The organism is Rhodococcus sp. BH4 (genome assembly GCF_002079265.1).
In the GTDB taxonomy this organism is placed as follows: domain Bacteria; phylum Actinomycetota; class Actinomycetes; order Mycobacteriales; family Mycobacteriaceae; genus Rhodococcus_F; species Rhodococcus_F qingshengii.
This window is the reverse complement of sequence record NZ_CP014941.1, coordinates 1,495,898-1,516,449: the sequence shown is the minus strand read 5'-3', so window position 1 is coordinate 1,516,449 and position 20,552 is coordinate 1,495,898. Positions and strand designations below refer to the sequence as shown.

At 62.6% G+C, this 20,552-nt stretch carries 22 protein-coding genes; 11 read left to right on the top strand and 11 right to left on the bottom strand.

Annotation, left to right across the window (positions count from 1 at the left end; translation table 11 throughout):
- Positions 1-44 precede the first annotated feature (44 nt).
- The 3 genes from A0W34_RS07080 (at position 45) to A0W34_RS07070 (ending at position 2,045) form a co-directional block, all read left to right on the top strand.
- The gene (locus tag A0W34_RS07080; RefSeq protein ID WP_080961056.1) at positions 45-719 is read left to right on the top strand and encodes a hypothetical protein; all 675 of its coding nucleotides are present in this window, start codon (positions 45-47) and stop codon (positions 717-719) included.
- Positions 716-1,486 (top strand): site-2 protease family protein, encoded by a 771-nt coding sequence (locus A0W34_RS07075; protein WP_003944319.1) that lies wholly within the window; start codon positions 716-718, stop codon positions 1,484-1,486. The genes A0W34_RS07080 and A0W34_RS07075 overlap by 4 nt, the downstream gene beginning before the upstream one ends.
- 70 nt (positions 1,487-1,556) lie before the next feature.
- Positions 1,557-2,045 carry a GNAT family N-acetyltransferase gene (locus A0W34_RS07070; protein WP_007726792.1) on the top strand — a complete coding sequence of 163 codons (489 nt, stop codon included), beginning with the start codon at positions 1,557-1,559 and terminating at the stop codon, positions 2,043-2,045.
- An 84-nt stretch (positions 2,046-2,129) separates the two neighbouring features.
- Here the strand turns inward: A0W34_RS07070 and A0W34_RS07065 are convergent, their stop codons facing one another.
- Positions 2,130-3,368: an HNH endonuclease signature motif containing protein gene (locus tag A0W34_RS07065; protein WP_081557528.1), complete on the bottom strand. Its 1,239-nt coding sequence runs from the start codon at positions 3,366-3,368 to the stop codon at positions 2,130-2,132.
- Between the two features lie 92 nt (positions 3,369-3,460).
- Entirely contained in the window at positions 3,461-3,958 is a 498-nt protein-coding gene (locus A0W34_RS07060; RefSeq protein WP_003944415.1) for a winged helix-turn-helix transcriptional regulator, read from the bottom strand.
- Between the two features lie 58 nt (positions 3,959-4,016).
- Here A0W34_RS07060 and A0W34_RS07055 point away from each other — a divergent pair, with 58 nt between their 5' ends.
- Both A0W34_RS07055 and A0W34_RS07050 read left to right on the top strand, forming a co-directional pair.
- Complete coding sequence (locus A0W34_RS07055; RefSeq protein ID WP_081557527.1) at positions 4,017-5,432, top strand: MFS transporter; 1,416 nt, start codon at positions 4,017-4,019, stop codon at positions 5,430-5,432.
- Complete coding sequence (locus tag A0W34_RS07050; RefSeq protein ID WP_042452159.1) at positions 5,429-6,598, top strand: thiolase family protein; 1,170 nt, start codon at positions 5,429-5,431, stop codon at positions 6,596-6,598. Before A0W34_RS07055 ends, A0W34_RS07050 begins: the two co-directional genes overlap by 4 nt.
- 28 nt (positions 6,599-6,626) lie before the next feature.
- Here A0W34_RS07050 and A0W34_RS07045 read toward each other — a convergent pair whose 3' ends face one another.
- The gene (locus A0W34_RS07045; protein WP_042452162.1) at positions 6,627-7,283 is read right to left on the bottom strand and encodes a class I SAM-dependent methyltransferase; all 657 of its coding nucleotides are present in this window, start codon (positions 7,281-7,283) and stop codon (positions 6,627-6,629) included.
- Positions 7,284-7,523: 240 nt separating this feature from the next.
- On the opposite strand from A0W34_RS07045, the gene A0W34_RS07040 reads away from it, so the two are divergent.
- A complete protein-coding gene (locus A0W34_RS07040) occupies positions 7,524-8,465 on the top strand; it encodes a DUF808 domain-containing protein (protein WP_007726787.1) in 942 nt (313 codons plus the stop codon).
- On the opposite strand, the gene A0W34_RS07035 is transcribed toward A0W34_RS07040, so the two are convergent.
- Complete coding sequence (locus tag A0W34_RS07035; protein WP_064074653.1) at positions 8,462-9,415, bottom strand: helix-turn-helix transcriptional regulator; 954 nt, start codon at positions 9,413-9,415, stop codon at positions 8,462-8,464. The two genes, A0W34_RS07040 and A0W34_RS07035, sit on opposite strands and share 4 nt — an antisense overlap.
- A gap of 64 nt (positions 9,416-9,479) precedes the next feature.
- On the opposite strand from A0W34_RS07035, the gene A0W34_RS07030 reads away from it, so the two are divergent.
- Positions 9,480-9,944 (top strand): pyridoxamine 5'-phosphate oxidase family protein, encoded by a 465-nt coding sequence (locus tag A0W34_RS07030; RefSeq protein WP_198035705.1) that lies wholly within the window; start codon positions 9,480-9,482, stop codon positions 9,942-9,944.
- On the opposite strand, the gene A0W34_RS07025 is transcribed toward A0W34_RS07030, so the two are convergent.
- From A0W34_RS07025 to A0W34_RS07015, 3 genes are all read right to left on the bottom strand, one after another.
- Positions 9,934-10,863, bottom strand: coding sequence for a cation diffusion facilitator family transporter (locus tag A0W34_RS07025; protein WP_007726784.1), 930 nt, complete (start codon positions 10,861-10,863; stop codon positions 9,934-9,936). The two genes, A0W34_RS07030 and A0W34_RS07025, sit on opposite strands and share 11 nt — an antisense overlap.
- Positions 10,864-10,954: 91 nt before the next feature.
- On the bottom strand, positions 10,955-12,100 hold the full coding sequence (locus A0W34_RS07020) for an FUSC family protein (RefSeq protein WP_019749453.1): 1,146 nt from the start codon (positions 12,098-12,100) through the stop codon (positions 10,955-10,957).
- On the bottom strand, positions 12,087-12,503 hold the full coding sequence (locus A0W34_RS07015; protein ID WP_007726781.1) for a DUF3151 domain-containing protein: 417 nt from the start codon (positions 12,501-12,503) through the stop codon (positions 12,087-12,089). Before A0W34_RS07015 ends, A0W34_RS07020 begins: the two co-directional genes overlap by 14 nt.
- Before the next feature lie 125 nt (positions 12,504-12,628).
- Between A0W34_RS07015 and A0W34_RS07010 the strand changes: the two genes are divergently transcribed.
- Positions 12,629-13,507 carry an Rv0361 family membrane protein gene (locus A0W34_RS07010; protein WP_081557525.1) on the top strand — a complete coding sequence of 293 codons (879 nt, stop codon included), beginning with the start codon at positions 12,629-12,631 and terminating at the stop codon, positions 13,505-13,507.
- A gap of 94 nt (positions 13,508-13,601) precedes the next feature.
- On the opposite strand, the gene fbaA is transcribed toward A0W34_RS07010, so the two are convergent.
- Complete coding sequence (gene fbaA, locus A0W34_RS07005; RefSeq protein WP_007726777.1) at positions 13,602-14,639, bottom strand: class II fructose-bisphosphate aldolase; 1,038 nt, start codon at positions 14,637-14,639, stop codon at positions 13,602-13,604.
- Between the two features lie 181 nt (positions 14,640-14,820).
- Here fbaA and A0W34_RS07000 point away from each other — a divergent pair, with 181 nt between their 5' ends.
- Together A0W34_RS07000 and A0W34_RS06995 are read left to right on the top strand one after the other, a co-directional pair.
- Positions 14,821-15,558 (top strand): VTT domain-containing protein, encoded by a 738-nt coding sequence (locus A0W34_RS07000; protein ID WP_003944390.1) that lies wholly within the window; start codon positions 14,821-14,823, stop codon positions 15,556-15,558.
- 29 nt (positions 15,559-15,587) lie between these two features.
- Positions 15,588-16,250, top strand: a complete 663-nt coding sequence (locus A0W34_RS06995) for a DedA family protein (RefSeq protein WP_003944306.1) — start codon at positions 15,588-15,590, stop codon at positions 16,248-16,250.
- Between the two features lie 11 nt (positions 16,251-16,261).
- Here A0W34_RS06995 and A0W34_RS06990 read toward each other — a convergent pair whose 3' ends face one another.
- Positions 16,262-17,389 carry a GTP-binding protein gene (locus A0W34_RS06990; RefSeq protein WP_064074651.1) on the bottom strand — a complete coding sequence of 376 codons (1,128 nt, stop codon included), beginning with the start codon at positions 17,387-17,389 and terminating at the stop codon, positions 16,262-16,264.
- Positions 17,390-17,433: 44 nt separating this feature from the next.
- Positions 17,434-18,786, bottom strand: coding sequence for an LLM class flavin-dependent oxidoreductase (locus tag A0W34_RS06985; protein ID WP_064074650.1), 1,353 nt, complete (start codon positions 18,784-18,786; stop codon positions 17,434-17,436).
- 91 nt (positions 18,787-18,877) lie between these two features.
- On the opposite strand from A0W34_RS06985, the gene A0W34_RS06980 reads away from it, so the two are divergent.
- Complete coding sequence (locus A0W34_RS06980) at positions 18,878-19,876, top strand: GNAT family N-acetyltransferase (RefSeq protein WP_232330004.1); 999 nt, start codon at positions 18,878-18,880, stop codon at positions 19,874-19,876.
- On the opposite strand, the gene A0W34_RS06975 is transcribed toward A0W34_RS06980, so the two are convergent.
- Positions 19,839-20,546 (bottom strand): alpha/beta fold hydrolase, encoded by a 708-nt coding sequence (locus A0W34_RS06975; protein WP_081557523.1) that lies wholly within the window; start codon positions 20,544-20,546, stop codon positions 19,839-19,841. The genes A0W34_RS06980 and A0W34_RS06975 overlap by 38 nt on opposite strands.
- Positions 20,547-20,552 lie beyond the last annotated feature (6 nt).

Below are 20,552 nucleotides of genomic sequence, written 5' to 3'. Positions count from 1 at the left end.
GGCGAGGTCCCACTACCCGAGAAGAAGTCTTGATCGAGCTAGGAGTGGCTTTGACCCCTGTGGTGCTCAAATGTGGCGATTCGCCGGTTCCACTCCCCCTGGGTGAACTCACGTCGTTCACTGTCCCTGAACTTCCGGAGAAGCAAGACTTCGACGAGGCACTGTCCCAACTGCAGGTCGTGACGGAGCCTCGCTTGATCGTCGTGGGTAACGACGGCGCGTTTGCCGCGGCATTGACGCGGTTGATGCGATTGGAGCGACTCAACGTCGAACTCGCCTACGTCACCGAGAACAGGTCCGACGCAACCGACGCGTACAAACTCGCGACCGGTGCACGAGCTGCGCGCACGGCCTTGAAAGGCACAGTCCACACCGTGCCGCTCATTCGCGACGACGCTGGAATCGCGCTGGTAGGCGCAGCAACTGTCACGGGTCCGGCGGATGCAGACGAACTGATCGGCGAGGCCTACGTCGACGACAACAAGCTGTTCTCCGGCACAGTCCCCGGCATCCGGATAGTGCCGAGCCCGAAGCTCCCCGGGATCAAGGCATCAGTCGACCGCAAGAGCCGCTGGAGCGGGCGACGCTGGCTGGAAGGCCGAGCCATTCAACTGGGCTCGCCGGCAGCGCGACTGGTACGCGACGGGGTGGCCAACCCACGCGATCTGAAGCGTTCGACCTTCTACCGGCACGACAAGACTTGGTTGTTGGTCAGGTGAGAACCGGAGCAGCACGGTCGGCGGTTCGGCCGAGCCCTGTCTTCCTCGGCGTCGTTGCGATCACTGTCATCGCCGGAATCGTCGCTTGGAACTCGACGTGGGGTTCCATCGCGGGCCGCGCGGGTGTTTTTGTCCTCGTGGTTGCCGGCTGGGTGGTCACGCTCTGCTTGCACGAATTCGCGCATGCCTATCTGGCGTGGCGTCATGGAGACACCGACGTCGAGGCTCGTGGCTACCTGACGCTCAACCCGCTCAAGTACAGCCATCCGATGCTCTCGATCGGTCTGCCGGTGCTGTTCATCGCATTGGGCGGCATCGGGCTTCCCGGCGGCGCCGTGTACCTGCGCACCGGGATGTTCCCGCCCAAGGTGCAGGCCCGAATATCGCTCGCCGGTCCGTTCACGAATGCCGTCGCCGCCGTGATCCTCCTTGTCGTCATACGTACGTACGGCTCATCGGCCGAGCATCTGACGTTCTGGGCAGGCCTCAGTTTCCTGGCCTTCTTGCAGGTCATGGCAACAGTTTTGAACCTGCTCCCAGTCCCGGGTCTGGACGGTTACAACGCACTGGAGCCCTACCTCGCACCCAACACACGGCACCAACTCGACCAGTTCAAGCCGTACGGACTGCTCCTGCTGGTTGCGCTCCTGTTCGTCCCACAGATCAATGTCGTCTTCTTCGACGCGATCTACTGGATCTTCGAATTGAGCGGTGTGTCCGACTACTACGCCATGCTCGGTAACGCCCTCATGCGTTTTTGGACGTGATCGAGTGCGCTGGAGGAGACTCGTGAGAGTCTGACATTTCAGACATTCATTCTTCTTCAGGGGAGCATCGATGATTGCGACGTCATTTCAGTCCGGCGGAGTGGAGTACACCCTCACGCGGGCCGAGATTCGACACGTGGAGGCACTGATCGACTTGCTCGCCGACGACCCGATCGGCAGCACCCGGGAGACGACCAACCCCGAAGCCCGAACGATCTACGAGGACGCGTTCAAGCGAATCGACGAGGATCCGGCTCAACTTCTCGTCACCGTTCTGGTCGGCGACGCGGTAATCGGCACAATGCAATTGACCTTCATTCCGGGTATGAGCCGGATGGGTGCCACGCGACTGCAGATCGAAGCAGTTCGCGTCCACGAGGACTACCGAAGTAAAGGCATCGGCAGTTCGATGATCCGATGGGCCTGCGAAGAAGGTGCCCGGCGCGGCGCGTTCCTGGCGCAGCTCACTTCGGATCAAACTCGCAAGGAAGCTCACGACTTCTACGAGCGACTCGGATTTGTGGCCTCCCATGTCGGGTTCAAGAAATCACTGAGCTGACGCCTTGCCACAAAACTCCCAAACGCGAGCTCGAGCACCGGGGCGTAGAGGTGCCCCGGTGCTCACGTCTTCAGTTGTCGCGGTTCACGCCGCTGTGGGTGGGCTGTTCCCGCCGATCGGCTGTTGATACGGATCGATCGACATCGGTGGATAGAACACCGATTTCCGATCCGGTCCGATCTCCACCCGCCACTCCGTGTGGTGCAGCGTCCGATGGTGATGACCGCACAACAGAATCAGATTGTCGAGATCCGTTGGGCCACCATCACTCCAGTGAACAATATGATGGGCATCGCACCACCCCGACGGAGTCCCGCACCCCGGAAACGCACACCCACCATCACGAACCGCAAGAGCCCGCCGCTGCGGCACCGTCGCCGTTCGCGCTTCCTTACCGCAGTCGAGCGGAACACCACTCTCGTCCAACAAGATCCGGGTGACCGTGCAGTCGCACGCCAACATCCGGGCCGTGTCGATACTGATCGGGCCCACCCAATCCGTCCACGCGAACCCCAACTCCTCCGTGGACGGCAAGAGGTCCTTCAACGCCTTGAGGTCCGTCATGTCTTTCGCGGACGCGGTCACCGTGATGTGCGGTTTCACCCCGCCCTCGATCGGACCCAACCCCGCCCGCTCATACCGCCGCAACAACTCGCAAAAGCCGTCCGCCCGCCGTAGCGCCGGAGTGCGGGTGTCTTTGACGCCGTCTTTCTCCGGCGTCGGCGCCGACAGACTCGACAACAACGTGATCAACCGTGCCCCGTTCACAGCATCCAAGTCACCCTTCACCGACACCCGCCCGTACAAACCTTTCGAGGCATAGAACTCGTTACGCTCCGAATCCTCGCCGACCGGAACGCCGTCCTCACGCTTGCCGTACTGCTTCTCGATCCGCCGGATCGCCGCCCGCACCGCATCACAATCCGCAATGTTCTTCGACGCCAACGACAACAAAATCCCGCGAGCCTTGTCCACATCCGCCGGCGTCATGTTCTTCGGCGGATGCTGACAAAACGACGCCACCTGACGGGCTTTCAACGCATCCACGTCACCGCGGTGAAACGCATCGCCCACCACGGGTTCGAGCATCAACAACCGCGCCAACCCGACCAGCAGACTGCACTCACCGATCTTCAAATTCGTCGAACCATGCAACCACTGCGCGATCGCCCGAAAACCCTTCCCGCCGAGAACCTCACGGGAAAACATCTCCACGATCAGCAACACCATCCGCGACTGCAACTCGTGCCGGACACGCACCAGATCCAGAACCTCACCCTTGAGGCCCTCACCATCCAACTGCCACGCATCCCGACTGTCCATGCTCAAAGTTTAATCGAACATACTTTCGATAGCCAGAGACAAACCGGACAACTTCAAGAAGACCTACACTCGAGAGCTGTTGAGATGCATCGCTATTCGCGCAACCGCCGACGCGATTCGTTGACAGAGACTCGCAACTCCCCCAAAGGCACTTCACGACCCGACTCACTGCGCACCTCAACGCGAACGCGCTCACCAGTAGCGTCGTCGGCCACCTCCAACGGTCCACCTTTTCCGCCGTGCAGATACTTGTCGCCCCACTGCATCAGCGCGAGAACCGCCGGCAGCAGGTCACGGCCCTTCTCGGTGAGCACATACTCGTGCCGCGTCCGCTTTCCAGGCTCCTTGTACGGCACACGCTCGAACAGTCCCGCCTCAGTGAGTTCTTTCAGCCTCGCCGACGCAACCGCCTCGGTGATGCCGACTCGCGACGCGAAGTCGTCGAAACGCGTTGTGCCGTAATAGGCCTCTCGCAGAATGAGCATCGCGGATCGAGTGCCGACCACTTCCATGGCCCGCCCGATCGAACAGTGCGTGGCCCGCCAGGCGTCGCGATCTTCGAGCACTCCGGTCAGTCGTACAGCGTCCATGCAATTCACCATACCCCCTGGCTTGCCATAACCATAGCCAGAGTCTAGATTGCTGACTATGGAACTTCATAGCCAGCCGGTGCGGATCGGACCCCTGCTCGCGATACTGTCGGGGGCGCCGTTTGTCGCCGGCCTCGATCTTTTTGTGGTCAACGTGGCCTTCGGCGACATCGCCAAGAGCTACCCGGGTCACTCGCTCGGCGAGTTCAGTTGGATCCTCAACAGCTACGCGATCGTCTACGCCGCACTGTTGATACCCCTCGGACGCTGGGCGGACAGGATCGGGCACAAGCGCGCCTTCATCGCCGGCCTCGCATTGTTCACCCTCGCCAGCGCCGCCTGTGCCTTCAGCCCGTCCTTGTGGGCACTGGTGGCCTTCCGTATCGTCCAGGCAGTCGGCGCCGCAGCGCTCACCCCGGCCAGCCTCGGGCTTCTGATCAATGCGCTTCCCGTCGCGAAACGTCAATCCGGCGTTCGCATCTGGGCAGCCGCCGGCGCTGCAGCAGCTGCATTCGGCCCTGTCGTGGGCGGCATCCTCGTAGAGGCCTCGTGGCGCTGGGTCTTCCTGATCAATGTTCCAGTGGGCATCGTGTTGCTCTACTTCGCAGTCCGACTCGTACCGGATACAACACACAAGGACCCCGATGCCGGTATCGACTTCGTCGGCGCTGCCCTCCTCACCGTCGGAATCGGCTCTCTCGCCCTGGCACTCGTCCAGGGTCCGGACTGGGGATGGACCGACAATCGCGTTCTGATCGCCTTCGCCGTGGCCGCCGTGACACTACTCTCGTTCTGGTGGAGCAACTCTCGTCACCGGACTCCGTTGATTGCTCCGGATCTTCTGAAGATCCGCTCGTTTGCCTGGTCCAACGTCACCGCCATCCTGTTCAGCGCAGCATTCGCCGCGGGTCTTCTCTCGAACATCCTGTGGCTCCAGGAAGCCTGGGGATACTCCGCTCTGCGAACCGGTTTCGCCGTCTCACCGGGTCCGCTTCTCGTTCCGCTGTTCGCCATCGCCGGCGGATCGCTGACGCGCAGGTACTCGGCGGGACGCGTCGCCGCACTCGGCAGCCTTCTGTGGGCAGTCGGAACCGTACTCGTTCTCGTCTCGGTTGATACGACGCCCAACTACGCGACCGGACTCCTACCAGGCTGGATCATCGCCGGGATCGGTGTCGGTCTTGCCCTGCCGACCATTCTGTCGCAGGCCACGGCGGATCTGGCACCTGCCAGATCGGCCACCGGTAGCGCAATCGTCAGCATGAGCCGACAGATCGGAACCGTTCTCGGCGTGAGCGTTCTGATCGCGGTTCTCGGCTCTGCTGTCGACTACGACACCTTCCGCCAGGCCTGGTGGGTGATCTTTGCCGTCGCGCTTGTGTCTGCCCTGGCATCACTGGAAATGACGCCTGCGACCACACCCACCCCGGTTGTCCCTGTTGAATCCGCCATCCCTGAAAGGAATTTGTCATGAGAGACGCAGTTATCGTCGAAGCCGTTCGCACTCCGATCGGCAAGGGAAAGGCGAACGGCGCCCTGCACGGCATCAACGCCGTCGACCTCCTCGCCCACAGCCTCAAGGCGGTAGTCGAACGCACTGGAATCGATGCAGCATTGATCGACGACGTCATCGGTGGAGCGGTAAGCCAAGTCGGTGAACAGAGCCAGAATGTCACTCGCACTGCCCTTCTCGCCGCAGGCTACCCTGAGTCGGTACCGGGAACCACCGTCGACCGACAGTGTGGAAGTAGCCAACAAGCAGTTCATTTTGCCGCTCAGGGCGTCATTGCCGGTGCGTACGACATCGTTGTCGCTGCCGGAGTCGAGTCGATGAGCCGAGTCCCTATGGGCTCGAGCAGCATCGGGCGCGAATCACTCGGCGTGGGTTTCGAAGAGCGCTATCCGGACGGTCTGGTACCGCAGGGCATCAGCGCCGAATTGATCGCTGCCAAGTGGGGACTGAGCCGCACCCAACTCGACGAGTTCTCGGCGTCGAGCCATCGGAAAGCCGCGCTGGCAACCGAGAGTGGTTACTTCACCAAGGAACTCGCCACGCTCCCGCAGCTGTCGGTCGACGAGGCCATCCGCCCCGGCACCACGGTCGAGACCCTGGCCGGCCTACGGACCGCCTTCGAATCCGACTACTACGCACAGCGATTCCCACAGATCGACTGGTCCATCACCGCGGGCAACAGCAGCCCGCTTTCGGACGGCAGTTCGGCGGTGATGATCACGACCAGTGAGATCGCCGCGAAACTCGGCCTCACCCCGAAGGCACGATTGCACAGCTTCGCAGTTGCCGGCGACGATCCGCTCTACATGCTCACCGCGGTCATCCCGGCTACGCAGAAGGTCCTGGCCCGTGCGGGATTGACGGTCTCGGACATAGATCTGTTCGAGGTCAACGAGGCCTTTGCCCCCGTCGTCCTCTCGTGGGCAGCGGACACCGGCGTCGACCTGTCCAAGGTCAACGTCCACGGCGGCGCCATCGCGCTCGGCCACCCACTGGGCGGCAGCGGAACGCGGATCATGACCACCCTGGTCAACGCGATGGAGCAGCGCGGCGCGCGCTACGGACTCCAGACCATGTGTGAGGCAGGTGGGTTGGCCAACGCGACCATCCTGGAGCGCCTGGGCTGAGCAATCCCCGATGGACGGCATTCCGACATCAGTGACCGAGTGCCGTCCATTCGGGATCCGGCTTGCGCGCAACGACCCGAAACACGATTCCGCCCCGGCCGCTGCGCTGCACCTCGTCGATCAGGAAACCGGCGTTTTCGAGGTATTCAACCGGTTCACGGGTGAGATGATCGGCACCGAACCGAACAAAAAGCGGTTCGACGACCTTCATCAACGTTCGAGCAACAACGTTCTTGCTCGGTCCGTGCTCGGCGAGGACGAATCGACCACCGGGTACCAGGACTCGAAATGCTTCGTTCGCAACTCGGTCCGGATCGGGGATCGTGCAAAAGGCGTAGGTCGAGACCAACGTGTCCACGCACTCGTCGGGAACATCGAGTGCTTGCACGTCTCCGAGTCGTAGGTCGACTTCGGTCTTCACTCCCTCGGAGACCTTGAGCCTGGCCTGATCGAGCATCGCAGTCGAGATGTCCACGCCGATGACGTAATCGACGTCGTCTCCGTAGAGAGGCAGGTTCAGTCCGGTACCCACGGCGATCTCGACCACGCGGCCATGCGCCTGGTCCACGGCCCATTTCCGGGCGTCACCGAGCACAAAGCGTTCGAAGCGCCCGATCTGTCGGTCGTAGTGCGCCGCCATTGCGTCGAAAGTCTTGGCGACCTGTGCAGTGTCTGGTTCACGCATAGTGCCCCGTTTCGATCGATCTTCTGTGCAGTCTTACACGCGGGCACCGGGTCGGGAAGACCTTTCGTGACGAAGGGCAACCGACCTCGCGAGGTCGTCCCTGACGGATGCCCCCGGTATCGTTCCAGGTGACCTGACCTCACCTACGACGATCATGGATAGAGACCTCGTGCGATCAAGTAACTGCGTCACCGGTTCGGTCCGGCCACCTTTTTCCACTGATTCCACTGGAGGTCTGTGATGGCCGGCGGACTCTTCGCCCTGCTCGACGACGTCGCAGCCCTGGCTCGCATGGCTGCCGCCTCGATCGACGACGTTGCCGCCGCAACCGGTAAGGCGACCGCCAAAGCGGCCGGCGTGGTCATCGACGACGCAGCCGTCACGCCGCAGTACGTCCGTGGGCTCGCAGCCGAACGCGAGTTGCCCATCATCAAGCGCATCGCCATCGGATCGTTGCGCAACAAGCTGCTGATCATCCTTCCGATCGCTCTGCTGCTGAGTCAGTTCCTCCCCTGGCTGCTGACGCCACTGTTGATGGTCGGCGGCTGTTACCTCAGCTACGAAGCGGTTCACAAGATCTGGGGTGCAATCTTCGGCCACGGTGACCACCACGAGGCCGCTGACGAGCATCCTCGCGACGAAGAAGCAGTGGTTTCGGGCGCCGTCCGCACCGACCTGATCCTGTCCGCCGAGATCATGGTGATCGCACTCAACACCATCGCAGGCGAAGGCTTCTGGAGCCGATTGGTGATCCTTGCCGTCGTGGCGGTCGTCATCACCGTGGTCGTCTACGGCGTCGTCGGACTGATCGTGAAGATGGACGACATCGGATTGAAGATCGCCGAGACGTCGTCTGGCTTCACCCACAAGGTCGGCCGAGGCCTCGTTCGCGGCATGCCTCACGTGATGTCAGTGCTCTCGGTCGTGGGAACCGCCGCGATGTTGTGGGTCGGTGGCCACATCCTGTTGGTCGGCATCGACGAACTGGGCTTCCACCCGCTCTACGACGCCGTTCATCACGGCGAAGAAGCAGTCAGTGACATCGCCGGAGTCGGTGGCGTGCTGGCGTGGATCGTCAACACACTTGCCTCGGCAGCACTGGGCCTGGTGGTTGGCGCCGTTATCGTCGCCGCTCAACTGGGTATCACCCGCATGCTCGCAAAGCGTTCTGCGACGGCTTAGCTGTCGTGCCCGTGGCGGAGCACCATCTGCTCCGCCACGGTGCGTATCCCGTCACGCAAAGACGAGGGTTCGAGCACCTCGACGTCGGCTCCCAGCCCGATCAGCTGCGAGAGCGCGACAGCTTCGCTCTCGAGTTTCAGCTCGGCACTGACCCATCCGTCGTTGTCCTCTGGCCCCACTTCGACTGCAGCGGCAAGCTCGCCCACCACATCGGGGAGCCGGCGCCTGCCCTCTGGTGTCAATCGCACGCGACACTCGAAGCGAAGCAGCGACCGGTCGAACTCGGCCATCGACGCCGCCCACCACGACGGCAGGTCGAAATCCACCGGCCGAGTGAACGAATCATCTTCTACCACGGCATTTTTGATGCGCCCGACTCGAAACGACAGCGTTCGACCGTTCATCCCCGCCACCAGATACCAAACACCGGCTTTGATGACCAGACCCAGCGGATCGACCGTCCGCTCGCGATCGCGATAGGCGAAGCGCAGTCGACGCGAGTCCAGCACAGCGGATGTGACGATCGGAAGCGCAGAGATGTCGTCGACGCCGCCGAACCAACCCGGAACGTCCACGAGAATGCGGTCCTGCCACAACCGTGCGCTCTCGCGCAGCGGACCGGGCAGGGAGCGGAGCAGTTTGGCCCCCGCCGAACCGACGGCGTCTGATCGTCCGAGATCTGCAGCGATGGACGGCACACCCAACAGCATGAGTGCGGACGTCTCGTCGTCCGTCATGCCGGACAACTTGGATTGCCAACCGTCGAGCAGACGGATGCCACCACCGGGGCCGCTCTCGGTCCAGATCGGCACACCGGCAGCCGACAACGAGGCCACGTCGCGGTAGATCGTCCGCACTGACACACCGAACTCGTCGGCCAACTGCTCGGCGACGACGCCGCGACTCCCCTGCAAACGCAGCATGAGTTGGAGTAACCGCGCGGATCTCATGGACCGAACATTACCGAGAATCACTGACAGAAGTTGTCAGGAATAGGGGTGCACAATGACCGTCATGGTCACCTGGAAGCAGTTCTCCGAAGAAGTACCCGCTCTTGCCGACGCGGTCCTAGCGCGGTTCAAAGCCCACACGCATCACGTCCTCGCAACGCTGCGCAAGGACGGCTCACCACGGGTCAGCGGCACCGAAGTCGAAATCCTCGACGGGCGTCTGGTGCTCGGTTCGATGTTCGGCGCACTCAAGGCGAAGGATCTCATCCGTGACGGGCGCTACGCCCTCCACAGCAATCCCGGCGAGCACACCATGGAGGGCGGTGACGCGAAGATCGCCGGACTCGCACGCGAGGTGACCGGCGACGAGTTCGAAGCCGTGCTCGCAAGCTACACCTACGAAGTTCCGAAGCCTCTGCACCTCTTTGTCCTCGACATCGACGAGGTGGTGCACACGACCGTCGACGACGAACACATGTATGTCGATCTCTGGAAGCCGGGCAAGGAGATCACCCGCTTCACCAAGTGACGTTCTTCTCGCAGTGCTCGCCGTTGGCACACGATTCCACCTGAACGGTGGCGTGGGAAAGACCGTGACTCTCGAGGACGGTGCGCGCGGATTCCAGAACGTTCGACGAATTCGCGTCACTGGTCAGGTGGACTGTCGCGACATCCATGCCGGTGGTGAGCGTCCAGACGTGTAGGTCGTGAACACCCATCACGCTCGGCAGCGCCGCCAGGTCGGCCTCGACCGCTTCGACGTCGACGTCGGCCGGCGAAGCCTGCGTCAGAATGCGCAGCGATGCTGCGGCCAGTTTGATCGCACGCGGCACCACCCACAGCGAGATGAGAACACCGACGACGACGTCTGCCCACGTCCAGTTGAACAGCAGGACAAGGCCACCGGCGATCAGAACGCCGACGCTACCGACGGCGTCGGCAAGCACCTCGAGGTAGGCGCCACGCACGGCCAGGCTGTCCTTGGAATCGCCGCGCAGCATCAGCATCACGACGATGTTCGCGGCCAATCCGGCAGCCGCCGTGATGATCAGGGCGCCGCCCGGGATCTCGGGTTCGTTACCGATGCGGCCGATTGCCTCGTAGAAGACCCAGGCGGCGACGGCCAGCAGCATCACCGCATTGGCCATGGCGGTCAGCACTTCGGCGCGGTGCCAACCGAAGGTCCTGGCCGCGGTGGTGCTGCCCCTCTTCGCGAGCAGCAGCGCCGTCAGTCCCATGGCCATACCCACCACGTCTGTGAGCATGTGACCGGCGTCGGCAAGCAGAGCCAACGAGTTGATCAGGATACCGACCGTGGCCTCGAGTACGAGGAACGCAACGAGGATCGCAAGCGCGATCGCCATTTTTCTGATGCGTTGCGGTGACGGTCCTACGCCGACCGAATCTGCTGCCGAGTGGCCATGTGAATGACCGTGCCCTGCTCCCATTTGTCCTGTTCCCTCCCAAGTCCTTCTCAGAGCATATGCATACATTCGCATACATACAATGAGTTGCTCAGTGAGCGGGAAACGGCAGAGGTCAGTGATCCGGCTCGTAGGCGGGATGAGGCACGGTGGGCGGCAGAGTGGCGATCGACGAGATTCGCTTCATGCCCGCGACCTGCAACAGGTCGACGACCAGCGATCGAATCTGGGCGAACACCACCGTCGAGGACAAGCCCGCGTTCTCCACTATCGCCGGTTTCAGTTCCTTCGCGACCGAGCGCAGGACGCGCGCTGCTTCGGCCTGATCAGGCTGCTCCCCCGGCTCCGCCAGGATCATGTCCTTGAGAACTTCGACGGCTTTCGACAAGCGCTCGACCTGAGCCACCAGACGCGGATCGAGGATCTCGTCGTCCCTGACCAACGTCAACGAACGACGCGCGAGCACTCGAATGTTGCGCATCGCGTTGTCGATGGGATCGGCTGTCGCCATGAGCCTTTCGAGGCGAGGCCGACTGTTCCAGTACAGCGGGGAGATTCGGCTGATCTCGCGACCGCCGAGAAGGTTACTGCGCAACCCGTCGATGGCACCCTGAGTTGCGCGCGCCTTCTGCAGTGCCTTGACGATCGGGTCCGGGTCATTCGCGACGAGGCCGTCTGCCACCAATTGCAGTACCTCGGAAGCTGTTCCGAGGATCGATGCAGCATCCTTGCGCGCGCGTCGTACCGGGTGGGTGGGGATGATCGCGACCACCGCGATACCCACCAGACCACCGACAAGGGCATCGATCATGCGATCGGGACCGCCGCTGCCGCCCGGCGGGATCAGCGTCGCCACCAGCACAGCCGAGTTTCCCGCCTGCATGGAGAAGATCGGCCCGCTGTTGAGAAGCACCGCGACGGACATCGCCAGCACGACAACCAAACTGATCTGCCACGGTCCGCTCCCGATACCGGAGATGATCAGATCACCGATTCCGATACCGACCGTGACTCCCGCAACCAACTCGAACGAGCGTCGTAGTCGTGCACCCAACGACAGACCGAGCGAGACCACAGCGGCAATCGGCGCGAAGAACGGCGCGTGGTGCCCGATCACCGTGGTGGCAACCCACCACGCCAATCCGGCCGCCAAGGCACATTGAATGATCGGTAGCGCCGACGTCTGAAGCCGACGCACCGATTTGCGAGCCCGGTCCTTGATGCCGGCCCGGCTCGGACGGAAACTGCTAACCGAGGCCAAGCGCTTCGGCGGCGTTGGGATCGCAGTCTTCGAGCAGATCGAGGCAACGCGCGTACTCGTCGGCTTCACCGATCGTCTTCGCGGCCTTGGCCAGGACTGCGACGCAACGCAGGAAACCACGGTTCGGTTCATGGCTGTAGGGCACGGGACCGAAACCCTTCCAACCGTTGCGACGCAGTTGGTCGAGTCCGCGGTGGTATCCGGTACGCGCGTAGGCGTAGGCCGTGATGGTTTCGCCCTTGTCCAGGGCAGCCTCGGCCAGGTAGGCCCACGCAATGGAGGCAGTGGGGTGGTCGGCCGCTACCTGGGCCGGTTCAGCGTGGTTGAGCAGTGCCGATTCCGCGTCGTCGTCGCCGGGAAGCAGAGTGGGCTTGGGTCCGAGCAGGTCACCGAATTGGGTCATGCGCTCATTGTGCCCGCTACGCCTTTCTGCCACAGGACCGCCTCGCCGACGGTCGGAGTTATGCAGGCTACATACCGGTCGTTACCCTGACATGGTCATTGCTGCATAAGACCGAAGGGTTACCCGTGCCGGACTCGAAAGACGACAACTCGAAAAAGAGCGCAGCACCGAAGGGTGCGCCCGAGAAGTCGGCCCCGACCGAACCTGCGACTGTGGCGATCCAGAAGACAGACAAGGCCTCGAAAGCGGACGGCGACGCCAAAACTGCCAGCGCACCAACCGTCGCGATCCCCAAGGCAACTCAGGCAACCACAGCAGCACCGACACCCCGGCCCAAGCCGGAGCCTGCCACCGTCGCGATTCCGAAAGCCACGCAGCCGACACCACCACCCCGGCAGGCTCCGACCCCACCACCACCGCAGCGCGCCGCGCCTCAACCACCGCAGCGCGCCGCGCCTCAACCACCGCAGCGCGCCGCGCCTCAACGTGTGGGTGTCGCAGCGACCCCACCGCCGGCTCAGCCGATGCCGACTCGCATCGAGCCCGCCGCGCCGGAGAAGACCAAGCGCAGCGGCAAGGGCTGGTACATCGCGGCAGCAGCGGCCGGCGTCGCCGTCCTCGCGGCGATCGGCGTCGCCGTATTCGTCTCGTCCAACAGCGGTAGCGGTGAAAGCTCACCCGAAGCTCAGGTCCAGACCGCCATCTCGACGTATGTCGACGCTCTGCAGACCGGCGATCTGGCAACGCTGCGAACGTCGACCTGTGGGGCGTTGGGCGAGTACTACCGCACCATTCCCGACGCAGCGTTCGCTCAGGTCCACGACAATGCCGTCGCTCAGAAGACGATCCCGCAGGTCGGAGCCGTCGACGCGGTGCGCATCACCGACGACACCGCGATCGCTCAGGTCCAGGCGAGTTTGCCGAGCACGGGCGAGCAGTCGTGGCGCACGTTCGACCTCGAGCGCCAGGACGGCACGTGGAAGGTCTGCGATCCCAGCAAGTAGGTACCTGAACAGAAAATGCGCGCCGGCGAGAATTTCGCCGGCGAGAATTTCGCCGGCGCGCATTTTGTTCTGTGAAGCGCAGTTGTGAAACCGATCAGCCTGCCGACACCGAGCGTCCGGCCGACTTCAGGTCGTTGCACGCCTCGACGACGCGAGCCGTCATGCCGGCTTCGGCCTTCTTGAGGTAGCTGCGCGGGTCGTATGCCTTCTTGTTTCCGACCTCGCCGTCGACCTTGAGGACGCCGTCGTAGTTGGTGAAGAAGTGTCCGGCGATCGGACGGGAGAACGCGTACTGGGTGTCGGTGTCGACGTTCATCTTGACGACGCCGAAGTTCAGCGAGTCCTCGATCTCCGACTTCAACGATCCCGATCCACCGTGGAAGACGAAGTCGAAGGGCTGCGAACCGGAAGCCAGGCCGAGCTTGGCGGCGGCGACCTTCTGGCCCTCTTCGAGAACCTCGGGCTTGAGCTTGACGTTGCCCGGCTTGTAGACGCCGTGGACGTTGCCGAAGGTGGCGGCAAGGAGGTACTTGCCCTGTTCGCCGATGCCCAGAGCATCGACCGTCTTCTCGAAGTCTTCGCTCGAGGTGTAGAGCTTGTCGTTGATCTCGGCTTCGACGCCGTCTTCTTCGCCGCCGACGACACCGATCTCGACCTCGAGGATGATGCGTGCAGCCTTCGAGAGGGCGAGCAGTTCCTTGGCGATGGCCAGGTTCTCGTCGATCGGGATAGCCGAGCCGTCCCACATGTGCGACTGGAACAGCGGGTTGCGACCGGCGTCGACGCGCTCCTGCGAGATCGCGAGCAGCGGACGCACGTAGGTGTCCAGCTTGTCCTTCGGGCAGTGATCGGTGTGCAGCGCGATGGTGACGTCGTACTTTGCCGCGATCACGTGTGCGAACTCGGCGAGCGCAACAGCGCCGGTGACCATGTCCTTGACGCCCAAACCGGAACCGAACTCGGCGCCGCCCGTCGAGAACTGGATGATGCCGTCACTGCCGGCGTCCGCGAAGCCCTTGATGGCTGCGTTGATGGATTCGGAGCCGACACAGTTGATGGCGGGGAAGGCAAAGGAATGCTCCTTGGCCCGACCAAGCATCTCGGCATAGACCTCGGGAGTTGCGATAGGCACGGCGGGAGTCCTCCATATACGTGTCGTTCGGAGCGCTCGGCGATGTGAAAGCGCTTCGTGTGGTCCTAGCAGTATGGCAAGTCCGACTCGTCACGTCTCTTTGCGGTCTCGGCCCGCCGCCACCGACGCGATGACCTGCGGTGGTGGGAAACACTCAGATTCGGCCGGTACTCTGGCCACCGTGAATGTGCAGGCAGCAACTGAATCCGTGACGAACCTGGCCTTGCTGCCCGGCTTCCTCGATCCCGTGAACCTCTTGAATTCCTTCGGAACGTGGGTTCTGGTGGGATTGCTTCTGGTGGTCTTCATCGAATCAGGCCTGCTGTTTCCGCTCTTGCCCGGCGATTCGCTCCTCTTCACCGCAGGGCTGATCGCGGCGTCCAAGTCCACCGAGATCGAACCGTTCGCGCCGCTGTGGGTGCTCCTGGTGACCATTCCGATCGCCGCGATTCTGGGTGACCAAGTCGGGTTCTACATCGGCGCCAAGGGCGGAACTGCCCTGTTCAAGACGGACGACGCGCGGTTCTTCAAGAAGAAGTACATCGACGAGTCACACGCCTTCTTCGAAAAGCACGGCCCGATCACCATTATCCTGGCTCGGTTCGTGCCGATCGTGCGTACTTTTGCTCCGGTTGTCGCCGGCGCTTCGAAGATGAAGTACTCACTGTTCCTGACGTACAACATCGTCGGCGGCATCCTGTGGGGTGCCGGCGTGACTTTGCTCGGCTACCTCCTGGGGCAGATCGAATTCATCCGCGACAATGTCGACTACATCTTCATCTTGATCGTCCTGGTGTCGGTTCTGCCGATCGTCTTCGAAATCGGGAAACGAATTCTGGCGTCGAGACGTGGTGAAACGGCGAATACTTCCACTACGGACAATTCGACGGTGACAGTCCCCGAAGACCCCACCCCCTGATTGCAGAACGAGGCGAAGAACTGACGACGATGACGCTCGCATCCGGCAGTTTCTCCCCGCTCGAGACTGCCGGGCCTCTGTTGGTCTGGATCATCGTCGTCACGTTCGTCTTCATCGAGTGCGCGATCATCCTCGGGTTGTTTCTCCCCGGTGATTCGCTTCTGATCACAGCCGGAATCGTTCTTGCCGGCCACGAATCCGGCGCGGGCCACGTGTGGGCGTTGTCTGTCGGTGCGATGATCGCGGCCATTGCCGGCAACCAGGTCGGGTACGTCATCGGCCACCGGACCGGCAATCACATCAAAGCCCGTAAGGGCGGCAAGTACTTCACCGAGAAGAACCTGCACCGCGTGAACATCCTGTTGGAAAAACACGGGTTCTGGGCGGTCCTGATTGCTCGCTGGGTTCCGTGGGTGCGCACCCTGTGCCCGATGGTCGCGGGCGCAGCCAAGATGAACCACACGCGCTACACCATCGCGAGCACCATCGGCGCGATCATCTGGGCGCCCGTGCTCCTGCTACTCGGTTTCTACGGTGGCTCGTTCCTCGATCGCGTGCCGTGGTTGCTGCCCGCCGTGCTGATCGTGATGATGGTCAGCTTGGTCATCGGTACTGCGCTGGGAATCTGGCAGTACCGCAAGGAGATGGCCCGACCGGCCGAAGACGTCGAGGTCGAAGAAGTCCTCGACTAGAAGCTGACTGCTCAGTGCAGGTGGCTCTGGTCCCACGCCGGCAGCGGGTCTTCGTAGCGAGTCCATGCCCGCGGTCCTTCACGTAGTTCGTCATCGGTCAGCAGAGCCGGATCGAGGATTCGTGACGGCTCCGCCGGGTCCAGTTTCACTCCGATGAACACGATCTCCTGCCCTGGCACCTCCGCCGCCGACGCCCACAGTTGAGCCGGTTCGATGACGAGGTTGGGGCCTGCCTGCGACCAGATCGCGGCGAACTCGGGCCGACTGGCGATCCAGCAGAATCCCTTGCTCCGCAGGAGTCCGGCGAACTGACCGAGCGCGGCCTCGAGTCGCGCCGGATGAAAGGGTCGCGAGGCGCGGTATGTGACGCTGCGTATTCCGTATTCCTCGGTTTCCGGGGTGTGCCCACCGGCCAGTTCCTCGTCCCAACCGGGTACCTGCGCAGCAAGTTCCGGGTTGTAGAGACCGGTTTCGAGGACACGGTCGAGGGTGACGTTGCCGTGATCTGTTCGAATCAGTTGAGCGGTGGGGTTGAGCCTACGAAGCGTCGCCTCGACGGTTCCTGCCGCCCGCGGGCTCACCAGGTCGGTTTTGTTCAGCAAGATGACGTCGGCGAACTCCACCTGATCGACCAGGAGATCGGAGATGCTGCGTCCGTCCCCCTCCCCGGCTTCGAGGTTGCGCTCGTCCAGTCGTTCGCCTTTTGCCAGCTCGCCGAGGAAGGTCGACGCGTCCACCACGGTCACCATGGTGTCGAGCTTCGCGAGCGAGCCGAGGCTGAAACCGTCCTCGAATTCCCAGTCGAAGGTGGCCGCCACCGGCATCGGTTCGGAGATGCCGGTGGACTCGATCACCAACTGATCGAATCGCCCCTCTCGGGCCAGGGCGCCGACGGCGTCGATCAGATCCTCACGCAGCGTGCAGCAGATGCATCCGTTGGTCAGCTCGACCAACTTCTCTTCCGTGCGGTCGAGATGACCCTGGCCCGCGACGAGGGCCGCGTCGATGTTGATCTCGCTCATGTCGTTGACGATGACGGCGACCCTACGGCCATCGCGATTGGCGAGAATGTGGTTGAGGAGTGTGGTCTTGCCTGCGCCCAGAAATCCGGACAGCACGGTTACCGGTAGCTGCTTCATTCCTTAATGGTAACCATTGTCATTATCGACAACAGCAGGCGGGCCTACTGCGCTGCAGAGGCACTACCCGAGAACTGGCTCTCGGGCCTCGGCAAACCGAAATGATCACGAAGGGTCGTACCCGTGTATTCAGTCCGGAAAAGACCGCGATCCTGCAGGATCGGGACCACACGCTCGGTGAAGATCTCGAGCCCACCCGGGTAGTACGGCGGCATGACGTTGAAGCCGTCAGCAGCACCGCTGGTGAACCATTCCTCGATCGTGTCAGCCACCTGCTCGGCGGTTCCGGCAAACACCCGGTGTCCGCGCGCACCCGCCAAACGATGAAGCAGTCCCCGAACCGTCGGACGCTCACGCTCGACGATGCCGGCGATCACCTGCAATCTACTTTGCTTGTTGTCGGTGACATCACCTGCCGCCGCGAACAATTCGACGGGAACCGGTGCATCCAGTTCCAGATTCCGAACATCGGTCCCGGTGAGTGCACCGAGTTGCGCGAGCCCGTACTCCGGCGAGGTCAACTCGTTGAATTCTCGCTCGAGCGCCTTGGCTTGTTCCTCGGTGTCACCGATGAACGGGCTGATTCCCGGCAGAATCTTGACATGATCGGGGTTGCGCCCGAACTGCGCAGCCCTCGACTTGATGTCGGTGTAGAACGCCTGCGCATCGGAAAGTCTCTGGTGCGCTGTGAAAATCGCCTCCGCATACTGACCGGCAAACGCGCGACCGTCGTTGGACGCACCGGCCTGCACCAGCACCGGGTATCCCTGCGGCGTTCGCGGTGCGTTGAACGGTCCCCGCACCCGAAGATGCCGCCCGACGTAGTTGATCTCGTGAATCTTGTTTCTGTCCGCGTAGATTCCGTTCTCCCGGTCCAGACTGATCGCGTCGTCCTCCCAGCTGTCCCACAACCGCACCACCGCGTCGACGAATTCCCTTGCACGCGAATACCGGTCCCCGTGATCCGGGTGCTTGGCCAGCCCGAAGTTGGCTGCCGCCAGATCCGTACCCGTGGTGACGATGTTCCACCCCGCGCGTCCGTTCGAGATGTGGTCGAGCGAGGCGAACAGCCGAGCCAGGTTGTACGGCTCGTAGTACGTGGTCGACGCCGTCGCGATCAATCCGATTCGCTCGGTCACCACTGCAATGGCCGTCAACAAGGTGATCGGCTCCAATGTCCCTGCGGGACCGTGCTCGACGTCGCTGCGCAACGCGGGACCGTCGGCGAAGAAGATTCCGTCGAACTTCGCCGCCTCAGCAGTGCGAGCGATCTCCTGGAAATACGTGACGTCGAACAGACGTTCCGGGGTTGTCCACGGATGACGCCACGCCGCTTCGTGATGACCGGCGGGGTGGATGAACGCGTTGAGGCTCAGTTGGCGCGGAGAATCAGACATGCCTGAATGCTGGCAACTGCCGCCGCAGTCCGACAGGGTTAGGGTTCGCGTGATTCCAACTCAGGGTGGGCAGGTCGGTATCGTCACATGGGTGAGCCGCGTAGTTGTAGCCGAGTTCGTACCGTCCGGAGCGACAGCAACTGTTCTTCATCAGTGGTGTGAGGTGTTCGCCGAAGGCCAGCGTCACCTGTCCGGGACTGCGCCGACAGCGACTGCGCTGATGGAAATGATCGAGGCCGAGGACAATTCGGCCGATGTACGGCGTTGGATTGCACGCGACGCCGGCACCGACGAGGTCCTCGGCATCGCCCAGGCACGACGCAACTCGGCCGAAGCCGATCTCGCAGAGTTTCGGATGTACGTGACACCCCACGCGCAGCGACGAGGGGTAGGACGAGCGCTTGCCGAACTCGTCGAAGTCGACATCGCCGGGTTCGGCGTGCGAAGAATCAGAGTGACGGCGCTCGTCGGAAGCGCAGCCGAGCATTTCCTGCGATCGTTCGACGGTCACCGCGTGTTGCTTCGGTTGGCCAACCAGGTTCAGCACCTCAGCCCTCCCACCGCACACAGCACCCGCCCCGGCTATCGAATCGTCAGTTGGCGCAACCGAACCCCGGACGAGCTGGTCCACTCCTTCTCGGAGGCATTGAACCGACTCCTCGACGCGCCGGGCGCTGAACTGCAGGTGCCCGAACGTAATTGGGGAGCCGACGAGGTCAGATCGTGGGAACAGAAGATGACGGGTGGCTCTCAAGTACTCCTGGTGTGCTGCGCGGTCGACGACAGCGTCGGCGAAGTAGCCGCAGCGACAGTGGTGACGGTGGACGAACATGACAGCACCCACGCATCGCAGCACGACACCGTGGTACTTCCCCAGCACCGCGGACACGGTCTCGCTCAGTGGGTCAAGGAGCAACAAGCGTCTGTGTTGGCAGCTGAATTTCCCTCCGTGCGAAAGATTTACACAACGGTGAACGCGGAGAATCACCCGATGCTGACCGTCAATCGGAGCCTGGGATACCAGACCGTCGCGGAGCGGATCCTGGTGGAAATCAGGAGAGCCGAGAGTGCGCAGCACAAGCCTCGGTGACGATCTTCCTCCACAGGAGCGGGTGAGACTGCCAGAAGTTGTGCGCGACACCGTCGACGACCTCGAAACTACCGTTAGGCACGAGCTCGGCCAGTTGCTGCAACGGCCACGACGGGCGAATGTCGTCGGCCGCCGCGAGAAATGTCATGGGCACTGGTGAGTCGGCCAACTGCCGAAACAGCTGTGGTTCATGGATCCATTCGATGAACGATTCTTGAAGCGATTGCCAGACAACAGGTTCCCAAGGTATCTGCGGGTCCGGCTCGATTCCCGCTTCGTACTGCTTCGACCAGGTCCGGTCCTTGTGGAGGCCGTGCCCCGCGATGCCGACGACGCCGGACACCGATTCCGGACAGTCGAGTGCGTACCGCACCGCCAAGTCGGATCCCCACGAGTGCCCCAGCACGACCCAGCTGTCGATCTCGAACGTGCGTCGGACGAGTTCGAGGTCCGCAACGGCCTGCGCCATCGTATGAGCGCCGCCACCGGACCGGCCGACTCCGCGTGGCTCAGGGCACCACGCGCGCATTCCTTCCGGAACCAGCTCGTCGTGAGCAAGATAGTGAACGCATCCCGGGCCGCCGGAGAGAACCAGAACGTCCGCCCCTGCCCCACCGACATCGATGTGAAGACGTACGCCGTCCGTGTCGACCACGTGCCGGGATTCCATGAGGAA

Coding starts and splice junctions, on each gene's coding strand:
- A0W34_RS07045 (WP_042452162.1), bottom strand. CDS start 7,283: ATGCGTGAACCAGACACTGCACAGGTCGCCAAGACTTTCGACGCAATG.
- A0W34_RS07070 (WP_007726792.1), top strand. CDS start 1,557: ATGATTGCGACGTCATTTCAGTCCGGCGGAGTGGAGTACACCCTCACG.
- A0W34_RS07035 (WP_064074653.1), bottom strand. CDS start 9,415: ATGAGATCCGCGCGGTTACTCCAACTCATGCTGCGTTTGCAGGGGAGT.
- A0W34_RS06975 (WP_081557523.1), bottom strand. CDS start 20,546: ATGGAATCCCGGCACGTGGTCGACACGGACGGCGTACGTCTTCACATC.
- A0W34_RS06995 (WP_003944306.1), top strand. CDS start 15,588: ATGACGCTCGCATCCGGCAGTTTCTCCCCGCTCGAGACTGCCGGGCCT.
- A0W34_RS07060 (WP_003944415.1), bottom strand. CDS start 3,958: ATGGACGCTGTACGACTGACCGGAGTGCTCGAAGATCGCGACGCCTGG.
- A0W34_RS07030 (WP_198035705.1), top strand. CDS start 9,480: ATGGTCACCTGGAAGCAGTTCTCCGAAGAAGTACCCGCTCTTGCCGAC.
- A0W34_RS07040 (WP_007726787.1), top strand. CDS start 7,524: ATGGCCGGCGGACTCTTCGCCCTGCTCGACGACGTCGCAGCCCTGGCT.
- A0W34_RS06985 (WP_064074650.1), bottom strand. CDS start 18,786: ATGTCTGATTCTCCGCGCCAACTGAGCCTCAACGCGTTCATCCACCCC.
- A0W34_RS07055 (WP_081557527.1), top strand. CDS start 4,017: ATGGAACTTCATAGCCAGCCGGTGCGGATCGGACCCCTGCTCGCGATA.
- A0W34_RS07015 (WP_007726781.1), bottom strand. CDS start 12,503: ATGACCCAATTCGGTGACCTGCTCGGACCCAAGCCCACTCTGCTTCCC.
- A0W34_RS07065 (WP_081557528.1), bottom strand. CDS start 3,368: ATGGACAGTCGGGATGCGTGGCAGTTGGATGGTGAGGGCCTCAAGGGT.
- A0W34_RS07050 (WP_042452159.1), top strand. CDS start 5,429: ATGAGAGACGCAGTTATCGTCGAAGCCGTTCGCACTCCGATCGGCAAG.
- A0W34_RS07025 (WP_007726784.1), bottom strand. CDS start 10,863: ATGGGAGCAGGGCACGGTCATTCACATGGCCACTCGGCAGCAGATTCG.
- A0W34_RS06990 (WP_064074651.1), bottom strand. CDS start 17,389: ATGAAGCAGCTACCGGTAACCGTGCTGTCCGGATTTCTGGGCGCAGGC.